We start from the raw sequence: 13,564 nt of genomic DNA on the forward strand, positions 1-13,564 counted from the left end.
TTAAAAAAGCTGGTTGGTGCGATGATTATAGAGCGCAAGTCTTCTTTGGGCTATAAATTAACCAAAGTATGCTCGCGCCCTGTGGTTTGCGGCGGGTTCGGTATTGCGTTGCTCAACCCTTAACAGGGCGTTAGAACTCTTAATTATGCGTAAAACTACAGTATTAATACTCTTACTAATGAACTGGAATGCTATGGCTGCTTACAATTTACATATCAAGCGTGAAAATGAAATTTTGGATTCTGAATGGTTAGCAATTTGCGCTCAAGATAAAACTTTAAGTGTTCAGCATGTGGCTATTGCAATTAACCCTCAGACCGGTGAAAAAATTGAAATATCTACTCCCAATAGCTGTGTATGGACTAGCCCTGCTTCGTGTAATAAATACTACTTCAGTTACTTTAATGGCAGAATTACCTTCGGTTCAGATGAAATACAAGTTAACAAAGCAAAAGAAATCGCAAAACTACTCAGGGCAAAAGTCGTAGGTGATGAAGGCGAAGAGTATTAGAAATATAACAAGAGACTAAAGCAGGACTCGTAACCGTTGGCTAGGTTTCGCTTCGCTATAGATTTTAATCAATTGTTTACGTCCGCTAAATGCTAGGCTAAGTGCTATTCTCCCTTCTCTAAATTTTGTAGGTGTACAAGATGTCAAAAATGTATACGAAACATGCTGTTAAGTATGCTGAAGTTGTAAAAGGTAATATTTACAACGCATTGTTAGAACGACCGTCAACGATGAGTTTGCTGGACAACTTACAAGGTAAAGATGTCGTTGATATGGGCTGTGGTCCAGGTGAGTATGCTCAATGGTTTCTCGAACAGTCAGTCAATCGATTGACTTGTATAGATATATCACAAGAGATGGTGGCTCTAGTTAAGAGCAAGTTCGGCTCCAATGTTCACGCTTACTGCCAGAATATATCCCAAGGTTTACCCTTGGAGAAGGATAACAGTGCAGATGTGATAGTTTGCCCGTTGGTACTTCATTACGTTGAAGATTTAACGCCGGTTTTTGAGTCGGTTTATCGCATCTTGAAACCGAGTGGTTATATGGTTTTCTCTACTCATCACCCATTTGCTGACTTCGAATGTTCTGAATCAGGCAACTACTTTAGTCGTGAGCTTGTTGAAGAAGAGTGGAACACAGTTGGAACTCCGGTAAAAGTGCAATATTATCGCCGTTCATTAACTGAGATCAGTGAAGCTATTACGCACTCTGGGCTACTGATATCAAAAATGAGTGAGGGGGTGATTGATGAAAAGGCAAAAGACTTGTCTGAATCAACCTACCGCCACCTAAAGAATAACCCAAACTTTATATTCTTTAGGTGTGAAAAAGTGCGCACGTCACAAAGCAATGAAGTCTTATTCCATGCGCGCCAACTTGCTTACATTCAAAAATAGCACGCGTAAGTCACCGCTTAAGGCGGCGTGAGTTACACAGGGAGGTATTGTGGAAGCATTATCAGGCGGCAGAGAGTCTGCCATATATCGAGATGGTGAAGTTGTCTATCGACCACTACAGCCGTGGAGCGCTACCATTCACCTGATTTTGGCGCACCTTGAACAAGCAAACGTAAAGGAAAGCCCCAAGTTTCTTGGTCTCAATCAAGGGCAAGAAATGTTAAGTTTTGTTGCCGGTAATACCTACAATTATCCGTTAATCGGTGCAATTGCAACAGATGAAGCACTTATTTCAGCGGGTAAGTTACTACGTAAAATCCATGACTCGAGTGTTTCATTTATAGAGCAACTTGATGTCAATGCACACCCATGGATGTTAGCGCCAAGAGAGCCATTTGAGGTGATCTGTCATGGTGATTTCACCCCATACAACGTTGCCTTACTAGAAAATACAGTTGTAGGCGTGTTTGACTTTGACACCGCGCATCCAGCCCCAAGAATATGGGATTTAGCCTATTCAGTTTATTGTTGGTCGCCTTTCAAAACAGACAGCAATGACAAGCTAGGAACAATCGCAGATCAGGTGGCCAGAGCTAAGTTGTTCTGCGACAGTTACGGTGCAACTGAAACACAAAGGGCGCAATTAGCTGACGCCATGGTTTTACGGTTACAGGCTTTAGTCACTTTTATGCGGGGAGAAGCCGAAAGGGGTAATGAATCATTTGCTGAAAACATAGAGCAAGGACATCTTCAAGCTTACTTAAATGACATTGTATATATCACTGAAAATAAGCAAAAAATTAAGAGCTCTTTGGGCAATTAACAATAGTATGTTAGCGTGATTTTCAACCCTTGGCGTTTTCGCCTCGCTCAAGTATGGCCAAGGGCTGCCCACGCCTTAATGTGGCGCTATGTGACATAGAGTAACGCATGGTATTAAACACTCAGGCTAAGCTGTCGAAGTATCTTGAGGAAAATCAGATGACTTGTGTTCTCAATAACACGCAGTGGTAATCCTTGTTTGAAGAACTAAAAGAAATCAATAACGGATTGATTTGCAACCAAAAGCCCTCGATGGAGCAGGGCCCAGTCCAGATAACTGGGAATGGCACCAGGTTACAAGCTATCTTTGGGCTCGCCGCGAAAACACTTAATACAGCCCAGCGAAAAGCCCAGCATACTCGTGCGGCCGGCTTCAGTCATCACCCAAGGACGTTGGATAAAAGGCGGCTGGTGGCGCACATGCTGAAAGTGACCGCATGCAAGCTCAGCCACCCAGTCGTGTTTTTCGTCTAAGTGATAACCACAAATGGCTTGTGGAATGGCATCTTTGTGTGTTGGCATTTTGACTTCTGGTTATCCTACCGTGATCTGGTATTGTACTTCGAGGTGAAAGCCTTCGTTGTTACATACTCTGAAGAGCATGTTCGACAGAGCCTTCGGTTTTAGCCCTAGGTTTTGAAATATCTTGTTTGCCTAATGGTAGAGAGTGCAAACTGGCTTGGCGCTGTCAGCTGACCTAGTCGGCCAAAGATAGGCGTGAAGCCTATTCACGCCTTGGCTTTTGTGGTTATACCCAGCGCCGCACCGTGGTTTTATAGTGACGGTATTCTTGGGTAAATGCTTGTTCAAGGTGGTGCTCTTCTACCAAGGTTTGGCGATAAAGCGTGCTCCAACCAATTACAAGGCAAACGAGGGTAAAGACCGAAGGCAGCGCCAAGAAAAAGCCAAGTTGCGCCAGTGCCACGCACACAAACATGGGGTTACGTGAATAGCGATAGAGGCCCGTTTGGATCAAGCGAACCGGGCCGCGAGGGTCTACCCCTGAGCGCCAAATTGTCCCCATTTTCCAGTGCACTACAGCTGTGATGGCAAATCCTACGGTTAATAAAACGAATCCTAAGCATTGAATGAGTGGCTGTATTAATGGCGCTATAATGCCTAAATATTGATCCCAGTGAGGCGCAAATAATCGGCCCACGCAAATGAACCAGATTGCCGCTCTAAAGCTTTTAAAGAGCATGTGATTCCACCAACTTGCGCTAAATCGTTGGCCTGGGAAAATAACTTCTCCGCTGCTGACCTGGGGCTTTATTAATATAATGCGTGCGGTATAAAACACCGCGACAAAAGTAAAGAAAGCGGCTAAATATAGTCGGCTGAAAGCGAGGACCTCCGCGCTCAGTGGGCTAAGGTGTGTCATGAGCATAAACCTGGCTGAATGAACCGCGTTACCCGCACCGCCGTGTTGCTGGCCTTGTTGCTGATTGTGCCTGCCTTGATGTGAACCTCCTTGTTGGTCGCTAATCTATTTCGATAAGCTTGCCGATAAGGTATCACAAACCGCCATTTTTTGTTCATTGCGAGCCTGCAAAAGCCTTCGTTACACATTTTATTCACTGTTGGCTAGGTGCTATTTAGGGACTGAGCTGAGCACTTTGGCTTCTGACGCTTTGCCTATGTCGATTGCTAAAACGTAAGGTTCATATCTGAGGAGTCCTGCTTGATAAAGGCTGGCTAAAGGCTGTTTATCAACTACCCACACAATAGAGCCTTGATCAGTGGATGCAAACTGTATAAATCGGCTGCGGCGCTGTTCTTGTTGGGCCACTTTATTTAGCAAGTCGAGCACTGCCACGACATCATACCAATCGCCATAATTTTGCGCCTGTTGTTGATAGCGATGGCCATTAACTTCTGCAAAAAGCTGGTAGGGCTGGCGGTCTGACGATGAGTATGGCGGTGCAACTTCTTCAAATTTAACATCGCTTAAGTCGGTATGTTTGGCCAGCATATGCAATAAGCCATCATGCTCATTGGGGAAAAAGCCGGTCTCGGTGTCAAACCAAGCGACGGCGGCCAATGATGACAAGTAATCACTGGCGGTTATCGCATATTCGGGAGAGGGCAATTGTTGCCAGTTATGAGCAAGCAAGCCAAGCGAGGACAAATAGTCGAGTAATTGACCCGGTTGAGGATAAAGGTGCATGGCTGCAATCAGCTCTGGTAAATCAGAGTTGGGCACCAATTTTATCGGCCAGTCAGCCATAATAGTCGCTTCTGCGACGGCCTCAGCCCGGTTGGTGCGGGCTAATTCGCGCAAACAATAAGCGACATCTTGCTGCTTTTTACCCTCAGAAAGGCTGCGTTGCCAACCGGCGCACTTGCCTTGTGCGGGCGGGTGATTCTTCAGACCGTTGTCTTTGTGATGGGTATTCAAGGTAGGGTTATCACTGCAGGCAATAAGCCCAATTCCCACTGCCAACAGGCAAAGGCTACGACGGAGCGGGACTATATTCATGGTCATGCTTACACTGCTGTTGAGAAATGGAATAGGGTAAACACAAACAAGGTGAGCATGGTAAAGCCGATCACTTTTTGAGATTGGCGAATATCATCGATTTCTGCTTCAGATTTGTGTGCCATGCTGGTAGGGGTAAAACGGTTAAAGCCAATTAATAAGGTATAAATTGCGACGAGAGGAGAGAGGGTTAAAATGATTAAGGTCATTGGCTTATCTCAATAAATAGGATGAAAATACAGTATTAAGTAGCGTCAATTTTTTATCAATGAGCGAGTGTGAAACTTGTGCTCTTGCCAATTTTTTTATAAGCGGCTTTTTATAATTGAAATTGACCATTTTTATGATGGCAGCAGCGCGTAATGCTTCAGGCAATGGCGTTAAGATAGGGGGCTCACGCTATGAATGACCATATAAGTAAAACCACTGTCATCTTTGGTACGGTATGCGCCAATGGCGTTGAGGTGTTTTGCCATTACCGCGGTCATTTCCCAGCCATCTGTTTCATCGGCCGGCCAAATAGCGGCTTCTAAGGCCAAAAAGCTATTGGCTTCTCCCAGTTGTTGTAGCGCTTTAGATTGTGCTTTTATATTGCTAAGTAATGAGGTGTTGGCCCATGCCCACATCCATGTATTCGACTTGGATGAAATACTGCCTGAAAAGCTGACTTGGGCCGCGAGTTGCTGTTGACCATTCAAACTGAAAATTAAGTGTTCACTGGCTTGATCCCAGTCCCATCTGTCGTATTGATTTAAGTCATGGCGGGCAATAAGGTCAGCTTGTTTATGTTGTAAGTAGTGAAAGCTGTCACGAACTAATTGGTGATAAGCCGCATCATCTTGACGCCAATTAGCTTGCCTTGCGCTGTGGTAGCAATGGCTACAATGAGCGGAAAAAGCAGCAAAATCCTCAGCAATTTGGTTCCACTCCCCTTGTTGCATCAACACTTCTAAGCACTTATCGCACCATGCATCCGGGTACAACACATCAGGGCTCTCTTCGTCATAAGCGGTATTAAAGCCAGCTTGCTTTGCGGCGATCAGGTGCTGACATAAGTAGGTGACTTGTTGAGAGTGTGGCTGATGGCAACCTGAGCAAGACATGAATGAACCTTTGCGTAAATTGGGGTTGAGACATCTTAGCAAGATATAAAGCCGCAAGGTTGATGAAGCTACAAGAATTTGATTCGCGATCGCATTTTGTTACCGCTTTGACAAGGCATCATTAGACGGTTTTTCTGAATATGCGGTAAACCAGCGCCATGAGGCCACAAATGCTCGCCGGTAATAATAGTGCATTGACGCCAAAGGACTTAAATAAACCAGCGCCAAGGGCACCGCCAATGATAAAACCGCTGATAATACACAAAAACAGCTTGGCTTTGCGCTTGTCTAGGCCTTCGCCTTTTAAGTACTTGCCTAACATTATGCCTAAATCGGTAAAAATGCCGGTAACGTGAGTGGTTCTTATAATGGCGCCGCTATAGGTGGTGGCGAGTGCATTTTGTAAACCGCACGCCGCCGAAGCCAAAAAATGACCGTAGATGCTGCCTGAATTCAGCTGCCACAATGCCGCAAACAATAACAGAGACTCTAACATTAAAGCCGTATCATAATGTCTGCCTAGTTTTAAGCTGGCACTCGATAGCAGCAACCCGGCCATAGCCGCGCCAATCACAAAAGACAGCAGCACGCCTAAGAGATGCCATATCAGAGTGGTGTTTTGAGTTATGACTTGCGCGCCCAGTAAAGTGGCGGTGCCGGATAAATGGGACACAGACTGATGCTCAAAACTCAATAAGCCAATTGCATTTATAAAACCGGCGATAAACGCCAATAACCACGCCCCTGTTTCTACCCATTTTGGAAGTGTTGAGATCAAAGATGGTTTCCTTTGTAAAAATTAAACGGGTTCACCATTGCACCAGCGTTTAAGTATAACCTGCATTATTTTTCCCACTACTACGATGAGTATGGCGCCAAGCAATACTGGCGTGAACAAAAAGGTCCAACTTTGGCCAGAAAGCATGATCAGCATGGGGTTCGCTCCCGCCGGCGGGTGAGTGGTGTTACTGAGAAACATGGCGGCAACGGCTAAGCCGGTTGCTAACGCTAAGGTGAAAGGCGTAACGGTCAAGTATTGTACGAAGGCGATGCCGATGGCGGCGGTAATAAGGTGACCCCAAATGACATTTTTTGGTTGTGCCAACGGACTTTTCGGCAATCCAAAAACCAGTACGGTAGAGGCGCCAAACGGTGCCATCACCAAAGCCACTTGGCTAAGGTTTGCCTCGATAGCGGACAACGCAAAAATGGCTAAAAAGGCGCCGAAGCCAGCAGTGAGAGCAATAACGGATGTTTTCATGGGTTTCCTCTTTATGAAAGTAGACCGACTTGTCTACCTCTTGATTGTAGACAGACTGGTCTCCTTTTGTCAATATGGCAATTAAAGGAGCACATTTATGAATGCCAAACGACAGTTACTTATTGATACTGCGCTCACCCTGTTTTATCAACATGGCATTAACGCCATCGGGATCAATGAGGTGTTGAGTGTTTCAGGTGTCGCTAAGCGTACCCTTTATAATCATTTTGAGAGCAAAAATGCGTTGGTATTAGCCGCGTTACAGCAACGTCATGAAGTATTTATGCTTTGGCTAAAGCAACAGTTGCATGGTGCCAACTCTGACCATGAAGTGATCGCTCGGCTATTTGAGTCCTTGGCCCGCTGGTTTAACCATCAGGCTCCGGAACTTGGTGTTTTCCGCGGTTGTTTTTTTATTAATACCTCAGCCGAGTTTACCGAGCCGGAGTGCAAGATTTTGCATTTTTGTCACCAACATAAACAAGCAGTTCGTGAGTTACTTGCTAGCTACATCAGTCATGACAATACATGTTTATTGAACGCGGTTTGCTTAATGAAAGAAGGTGCCATTGTATCAGCGCACCTTGGGGGAGAGGGCGACAAAACGTGCAGGCAATGTATTCAGGCGCTGAACGTGATGATGCCAAGCACTGGTGAGTGATTACGCGCTTCTCAATCATTCGCTGCTGCCGTCATTGACCATTCATAACGACGTCACGCAGTCCCTGCCTTAAATAACGCAGTGGCCGGTTCACATCAGCTCAATGTCGCCAAAACATAAGCTTCTGGGCCATTACATACGCCAGCACTGGCGCATAAAAACAGCCAACACTCTGTTTTATATGTTGTTTTTAAAGAAGGTGAATCACGTATTATGCTGGAGGGTGCTGTTCAGAACATGGCTTTGTTCAGGCGCTTTATGTAATGAATATGCTGCGCCAGTATGATTCTGGTGCACCGAGTCAAAGCAATAAGCTTAAACGTGTGGGCTGGGACGATGATTACAGGGCTAAAGTGTTCTTTGAATGAAAAACACTCAAAGTATACTCCCGCCCTGCGACTAATGAACTGGCTTCTTTGTTGCTGATATAGCTAATTCCGGCAGGTTGCTAATAATGGAAGCCGCGGCAATTTTCCCAATGCCTTTCATGTTTTGTAAAAGTTAATTAGTTTGACAAAATAGCTTGAAAAATACGGGGTCGACAGCCAATGCGCTCAGTTTAGGTGGTGACACGCCATAGAATATCGATTTTATATTTATTTGATTTCGACTGTTTTGTGTTAATCTTTCTCCATTCTTTTCTACTATCAATATCAATTTTATGTACCGATTAAGAGCCCTACTTTTTGCTAGCTTGCTTTCAACCTCGGCGGTTGCTGGAAACGTGTATACTTGGACCGATGAGAATGGCACTGTCCATTACAGCTCGCAGCCTTTGAATTCAGGTGAGTCTAAACAAGTAAAAATTCCCACAATTAATACATTGAAGTCTGAGCCACAGCCCATAGTTTCAAATACTAAAAAAGAAAATCGCCTCCAGACAAGCAGAAAAAAAGTCGATACAGCGAGTATGATCTCTTCTGATTTGTGCGCGGGGGCGAAACGAAAATTAAAGTTTAGCTCCGAAATGCTCGCTTCGGGAAACTTTGTGTGGAAAGGAAATACATTTAAAAAAGAAAACCTTATAAAAGCGAAACGTTCAGCGAAGAAGCAAATCAAAGATTACTGCTAGCGATGTTAGATAGTGCCATTGAGTTTGTTTGATTGTTTTGGCAACCTTCTTTCTGAGATATTCACTATGACAATTAAGTTCATAAATGGGCTGAAGATAGACGCTTGTTTCTGTCTCAAAAAATAGCGTGGTTGAGCGCTAAGCTAAGGTGCAAGATAGCGATCTTGGCGCTGTGCTGCGGTTGCAGAAGGCAATACAAATATGGCTAAGGCCCCTTATTTAAAGTCTATCAGGAATCTGAGCAGAACCACGAAGAAGATTTAGGGTTTGGTTAGGCCTGGAATTCCTAGACACTTTATAAATGAAACTGGCTACAGGCTTGAGGTAGTTAGAGAGTTCGCCCAGAAGCGAAATGCCCTTGTATATCGAGGTGTTGAATTTGAATAAAATGGCTTACGTTTCGATTCATTGCACACTCTCGGTCACTGTTTTTTTGCCTAAGTTCTAACTCGTTAATGTGTAATAATACGCCAGAATAAAAATCAGCCACATACAACCTGAAACAAGTTTCAAACCGATTGTCCAACAGTTTGACCGCTAAGCCGAGTAGGGACGCAGAGCCGGCATCAAAATCAACTAATGCTTGCAGTCATCCCGATGTATGACTGCAAGTTATGGTGCGGCTTATGGGCAGGTTACTTGCTCCCAAAACCAAGAGCCAACACGAGGTGTTTCCCAAGTACCAGGGCTATTTTTAGCCGCGTAACAACTGGCTTTGTAGCTTACTACGTCACCATTGCTCACTTTTGTTTGCCCTAGCACAAACGGCACCGCGCTAGTAGGAGGCTCGGTTGGCACTTGCGTAGGCTGCGGTGGCTCTGTTGGCGCGGTGGTAGGTACCGGCGTTGGTGTCGGCGACGGTGCTAGCGTTGGCTCAGGAGTAGCGGTTGGCTCAGGTGTTGGTGCCTGTGTTGGGGCTTGAGTTGGAGTGGCACACGCAGTCTCAGTCCAGAACCATGATCCAAGGCGCGGCGTTTCCCATACTCCAGGGTTGTTTTTCGCTTGGTAGCATTTGCCATCATAGCTGACTACATCACCATTACTGACTTTGGTTTTACCCGGTACAAAGGCGATGATATCGCCCGTAACCGGTGGCGCTGTTGGTGCTGGTGTTGGTTCAAGTGTTGGCGCTGGCGTTGGTGCGGTAGTCGGTGCAGTTGTTGGCGTTGGCGTCACACTTGGCGTTGGTTCAACAGAACTAGCACAGACAGTGTCATCCACCTGATTGATTACATCGTCCATAGCACTGAGTAAAGAGTATTGACCAAAGCTATCTTGGCCGAGCTCCCAATTCATAATGCCGCCAACATTGTCGATGGCATATTGGGTTTTTTGGCGAATGGTAGGAATACCGTTGTATTTTTTACCGCCAGCATCATCAACACAAGCATTGTCGGTGCTTTGTTGAATAATTTGCGCGTAGGTTTGCACGGCTGCACCGCGTGAGTAAAACGGCACCCCGAGTACCAGTTTGTTGGCGTCGATATTTCGGGATTTCCAATAGCTCACTGAGTCAATGGCGACTTGCATGGATGAATGGTGTGGGCCTTGGGCGTCGTATGCCATTAGGTTCAAGAAATCGACTTTCGCTAACACGCCATCACGAATATGGCTGGCTAATGAGCCGTAAGAGACCACAGCAGCCGATAAGAACAAGTTCTCAGCGTGCAGCGCATCTCCCAGCTCAATCATAAAGGTTTCATAGTTAGCAGCGGAGCTTGCGGTAGGGTGCTCCCAGTCCATGTCAACGCCATCAAGTTGATGCTGCTTGGTAAAATTGACAATGTTTTGAATTAAGTTGGCGCGAGTTGTTGGGTCAGCAGTGAGGTTTTCAAAAATCCGCGCGGTGCTGTAGTTATCGTCCCAGCCCCCTAATGCAATACCTACTTGGGTACCTACTGCATGGGCTTTTTGACGAATGTTGGCTAAGTCTGCCGCGCTGCCCCCATTCATGATGTAGATATTGCCGTTGGCATCTGGGCGGGCAAACGAGTACATCACGTGGGTAAGCTTATTAAACTCTATTTGGTTAATGGTATAAGCGCGATAAATAGGTAAATACCCCACGCTTTTAAAGCTATCGTCAGCCACTGCTGCACTAGCACTGGTGCTAAATAATGGTGCGGATAATACAGTGCAAAGCGCCAGTGAGCGCGCTATCTGGGTCAATTTCATGATTACATTCCTTGTAAACGAGTCTGATTGTAAGTTGCGTTGTTTAATTTATGAGCAAATATTATTGCTGTAAAAGTTCAGGCAGGCAAATACGAGTATTGAGTTTGAGGGCGAAATCACTGTTTTTTCATAGTGTTATGTTAGCTGTTAATAGTAAAGGATGATTCTGGCGAGGATTTTTTTCGCCGTGTGTTATGTGAAATATCAGCTAATATGGATACCTTGTTGTTGATTATTTTATGATATTCACTGGCGTTATATAAAAACACATGGGTTTTCAATGGCTTCTATTAAATATGTGACGGTTGCTCTCGCGCTTATGGGCCTTAGTGCGATGCCTTCTTATTCACTTGCGAAAGAGTCATTCGCTGCTCAATCCGTTTCAAGCGGATCCGCTACCACAATAGGTAATGCAGCTGCCCTGCAAGGGTTTGATAGCCATGCAGAGGCGAAAGCTTGTTTAGAGGATGCGCTGTTAAAAATGGAGGCGCTGGATTTTAAGCGCTACTCGCGTGATTGGCCTGCTATCAAACGCGCAGTTTTTGAAAAGTATCCCGCGCCGCTGTATAAAACCCAAGTCTATAACGCCATTAATTATGCGGTGGAGCTAACGGAAGAAAAGCACACTTCGTTTGTTCCAGCTTATCAATTAGCTCAAATTGATGATTACAACAAAGCAAACCAAGAAGCCATCACGAGTTTTATGCTCAAAGACGATATCGCCTACTTAAAAGTGATGGGGTATTTATCGTTAGATAACAACATTGAACATGGGCAGGCGTATCTAAGTTCTGTGCTACGTGCAATTAAACAAGTAGACTCCGCCAGTTTATCTGGCTGGGTGATTGACTTGCGGTTTCATAGAGGCGGAGTTATGTCATGGATATACGCTGCCATGAGCCCTTTTTATCCGCGTGGGCGATTAGCGTATACCGTTAATGCCTCTGGTAATAAGCGCTGGGTCATTAATGGTAAAAGCCACTTATCGTCTTTGGGGTATGGGATTGATACTCCTGGCTACCAATTAAAAAGCCCATCGGCAAAAGTTGCCGTGTTGATTAATGGCGGCACTGCGAGCATGGGAGAAGTCACTGGACTCACTTTACAACAGAACCAGGCCAAGCTATTTGGCAAGCCCAGTTATGGGGTGATTTCTGTAGTTACTCCAAACGTTTTATTGGACGACTCACAAATATGGGTGACTTCAGACATCTTTTTAGACTTAGCCGGTAATCCGGTTGACACTGTACTTACGCCAGATTTCTTGGTTGACTCACCGCTGGATGAAAATGTGTTTGATGCCAGCTTGCTGCCTGCTCCCGAGGATGATGCCGTGATCCAAGCTGCGTTGGCATGGATTGATGATAAACAAGTCGCTTCGGCAGATTAGCCATGACTTGCCCGTGGGCGATGGTGTGCACGGGCAAGTGGTATGCACTTTCTTGGTTAGCTTTCCATTGCGATATTGCTGACAGCACCCTGATCATCAAAAGTGACGCTGAGCAGATAGTCGCTGACCTGATTGAGTAAAGCAAAATCATAGGTTTGCTCCCATTGATCTACCAGATCTAAGCTGGCGATCATGTCTTTGGCGCTGGGGGCCGGTTTACCTATTAATTGCTGCCAATCGTCTTCGCTTAACAGGTTTAAGTGATGGCTGATAAACAAGTCGATGCTGTATTCGCCTTGTTCAGTGCCAATGGCTGCTTCAATGGCGTTAAGGGCTTGGCTAATTTTTGGTCACTATTCCAAATTATGTTTGTAGGCTAACTCTGGCGAGTATTATTGGCTTTTAAGTTGTGATGATAGATGCCAGAGGGTGTTTCAGAACGCCCTCTAAGTGAGATAGCCGTGTTCAGCTAACTAAGGGTTTAACCTTACCACTTGCCACCCGTCGCCGTGTTTTTGATAGTCAAAGCGGTCGTGTAACCGGTCTGCTTTACCTTGCCAAAATTCAATACGCTCTGGGATCACCCGATATCCGCCCCAAAACTCGGGTAACGGGATAGGTTTGCCGGCAAACTCTTTTTCGTAATGTTTTACTTTGTCCATCAACTCTTGGCGGCTTTGGGCAACGTCACTTTGGTGCGATGCCCAAGCGCCAATTTGGCTGCCGCGACCACGGGAGTGAAAATAAGCCTCTGACTCGGCTTGGCTAACCCGTTCTAACCGGCCTTCGATGCGTACTTGGCGTTGTAAAATGTTCCAGTGAAACAACAAGGCGCAATGCGGGTTAGCGTCTAGCTGCTGCGCTTTACGGCTGCCATAGTTGGTGTAAAACACAAAGCCGCGGCTGTCGACTTCTTTTAATAACACCATACGTGATGACGGTTTACCTTCTGGCGTGCAGCTGGCCACTGACATCGACTCGGGCAAAATAATGCCGGATTCTTCGGCTACCTTGAGCCAACCGTTGAAAAACTCAATTGGATCATCCGTTGGTTGTAATTCTGGCATATCAATTAATACGCCTTGGCCCAGCGTAAAGGCACATTTTAGCTTGGTTAACAAAGACATGATGTTCTTCTTAGTAAACGAGATGATGCTAAGTATACGATAAAGCCAGGTAAATGGATGACCA

Annotated in this window: 16 protein-coding genes and 2 pseudogenes; 7 read left to right on the forward strand and 11 right to left on the reverse strand. The window is 45.5% G+C overall.

Annotation, left to right across the window (positions count from 1 at the left end; genetic code table 11):
* Positions 1-145 precede the first annotated feature (145 nt).
* The 3 genes from D1Z90_RS07130 to D1Z90_RS07140 all read left to right on the forward strand — a co-directional run bounded on the left by D1Z90_RS07130 (position 146) and on the right by D1Z90_RS07140 (position 2,233).
* On the forward strand, positions 146-511 hold the full coding sequence (locus D1Z90_RS07130; protein WP_232525215.1) for a hypothetical protein: 366 nt from the start codon (positions 146-148) through the stop codon (positions 509-511).
* A 140-nt stretch (positions 512-651) separates the two neighbouring features.
* Positions 652-1,410, forward strand: a complete 759-nt coding sequence (locus tag D1Z90_RS07135; protein ID WP_119910067.1) for a class I SAM-dependent methyltransferase — start codon at positions 652-654, stop codon at positions 1,408-1,410.
* 49 nt (positions 1,411-1,459) lie between these two features.
* Positions 1,460-2,233, forward strand: coding sequence for an aminoglycoside phosphotransferase family protein (locus tag D1Z90_RS07140; RefSeq protein ID WP_119910068.1), 774 nt, complete (start codon positions 1,460-1,462; stop codon positions 2,231-2,233).
* 293 nt (positions 2,234-2,526) lie between these two features.
* Here D1Z90_RS07140 and D1Z90_RS07145 read toward each other — a convergent pair whose 3' ends face one another.
* The 7 genes from D1Z90_RS07145 to D1Z90_RS07175 all read right to left on the reverse strand — a co-directional run bounded on the left by D1Z90_RS07145 (position 2,527) and on the right by D1Z90_RS07175 (position 7,075).
* Positions 2,527-2,754: a DUF3565 domain-containing protein gene (locus D1Z90_RS07145; RefSeq protein WP_438941739.1), complete on the reverse strand. Its 228-nt coding sequence runs from the start codon at positions 2,752-2,754 to the stop codon at positions 2,527-2,529.
* A gap of 226 nt (positions 2,755-2,980) precedes the next feature.
* Complete coding sequence (locus D1Z90_RS07150) at positions 2,981-3,613, reverse strand: methyltransferase family protein (RefSeq protein ID WP_119910069.1); 633 nt, start codon at positions 3,611-3,613, stop codon at positions 2,981-2,983.
* A 210-nt stretch (positions 3,614-3,823) separates the two neighbouring features.
* The gene (locus D1Z90_RS07155) at positions 3,824-4,711 is read right to left on the reverse strand and encodes a hypothetical protein (RefSeq protein ID WP_147378738.1); all 888 of its coding nucleotides are present in this window, start codon (positions 4,709-4,711) and stop codon (positions 3,824-3,826) included.
* Between the two features lie 8 nt (positions 4,712-4,719).
* Positions 4,720-4,920 (reverse strand): hypothetical protein, encoded by a 201-nt coding sequence (locus D1Z90_RS07160; RefSeq protein ID WP_119910071.1) that lies wholly within the window; start codon positions 4,918-4,920, stop codon positions 4,720-4,722.
* Between the two features lie 171 nt (positions 4,921-5,091).
* Positions 5,092-5,814 (reverse strand): DUF6882 domain-containing protein, encoded by a 723-nt coding sequence (locus tag D1Z90_RS07165; protein WP_119910072.1) that lies wholly within the window; start codon positions 5,812-5,814, stop codon positions 5,092-5,094.
* 121 nt (positions 5,815-5,935) lie between these two features.
* Entirely contained in the window at positions 5,936-6,592 is a 657-nt protein-coding gene (locus tag D1Z90_RS07170) for a YoaK family protein (protein WP_119910073.1), read from the reverse strand.
* Positions 6,593-6,613: 21 nt separating this feature from the next.
* Complete coding sequence (locus D1Z90_RS07175; RefSeq protein ID WP_119910074.1) at positions 6,614-7,075, reverse strand: HPP family protein; 462 nt, start codon at positions 7,073-7,075, stop codon at positions 6,614-6,616.
* A 97-nt stretch (positions 7,076-7,172) separates the two neighbouring features.
* On the opposite strand from D1Z90_RS07175, the gene D1Z90_RS07180 reads away from it, so the two are divergent.
* Positions 7,173-7,736, forward strand: coding sequence for a TetR/AcrR family transcriptional regulator (locus D1Z90_RS07180; RefSeq protein WP_119910075.1), 564 nt, complete (start codon positions 7,173-7,175; stop codon positions 7,734-7,736).
* 91 nt (positions 7,737-7,827) lie between these two features.
* A pseudogene (locus D1Z90_RS21650) lies at positions 7,828-8,104 on the forward strand (transposase); the annotation flags it as partial.
* A 29-nt stretch (positions 8,105-8,133) separates the two neighbouring features.
* Here D1Z90_RS21650 and D1Z90_RS07185 read toward each other — a convergent pair.
* Positions 8,134-8,237 (reverse strand): annotated as a pseudogene (locus D1Z90_RS07185) (IS110 family transposase); the annotation flags it as partial.
* A gap of 160 nt (positions 8,238-8,397) precedes the next feature.
* On the opposite strand from D1Z90_RS07185, the gene D1Z90_RS07190 reads away from it, so the two are divergent.
* Positions 8,398-8,808 (forward strand): DUF4124 domain-containing protein, encoded by a 411-nt coding sequence (locus D1Z90_RS07190; protein ID WP_119910076.1) that lies wholly within the window; start codon positions 8,398-8,400, stop codon positions 8,806-8,808.
* A gap of 624 nt (positions 8,809-9,432) precedes the next feature.
* Here the strand turns inward: D1Z90_RS07190 and D1Z90_RS21940 are convergent.
* Entirely contained in the window at positions 9,433-10,983 is a 1,551-nt protein-coding gene (locus D1Z90_RS21940) for a glycosyl hydrolase family 18 protein (RefSeq protein WP_119910077.1), read from the reverse strand.
* A 280-nt stretch (positions 10,984-11,263) separates the two neighbouring features.
* Between D1Z90_RS21940 and D1Z90_RS07200 the strand changes: the two genes are divergently transcribed.
* Positions 11,264-12,373 carry a S41 family peptidase gene (locus D1Z90_RS07200; RefSeq protein WP_119910078.1) on the forward strand — a complete coding sequence of 370 codons (1,110 nt, stop codon included), beginning with the start codon at positions 11,264-11,266 and terminating at the stop codon, positions 12,371-12,373.
* 56 nt (positions 12,374-12,429) lie between these two features.
* Here D1Z90_RS07200 and D1Z90_RS07205 read toward each other — a convergent pair whose 3' ends face one another.
* Both D1Z90_RS07205 and pdxH read right to left on the reverse strand, forming a co-directional pair.
* Positions 12,430-12,651, reverse strand: coding sequence for a DUF2004 domain-containing protein (locus tag D1Z90_RS07205; RefSeq protein WP_232525216.1), 222 nt, complete (start codon positions 12,649-12,651; stop codon positions 12,430-12,432).
* Positions 12,652-12,846: 195 nt separating this feature from the next.
* Positions 12,847-13,500: a pyridoxamine 5'-phosphate oxidase gene (pdxH, locus tag D1Z90_RS07210; protein ID WP_119910080.1), complete on the reverse strand. Its 654-nt coding sequence runs from the start codon at positions 13,498-13,500 to the stop codon at positions 12,847-12,849.
* Between the last annotated feature and the right edge of the window lie 64 nt (positions 13,501-13,564).

This window comes from Motilimonas pumila (genome assembly GCF_003596335.1).
GTDB classification, from domain to species: Bacteria; Pseudomonadota; Gammaproteobacteria; order Enterobacterales; family CBDFNC01; genus Motilimonas; species Motilimonas pumila.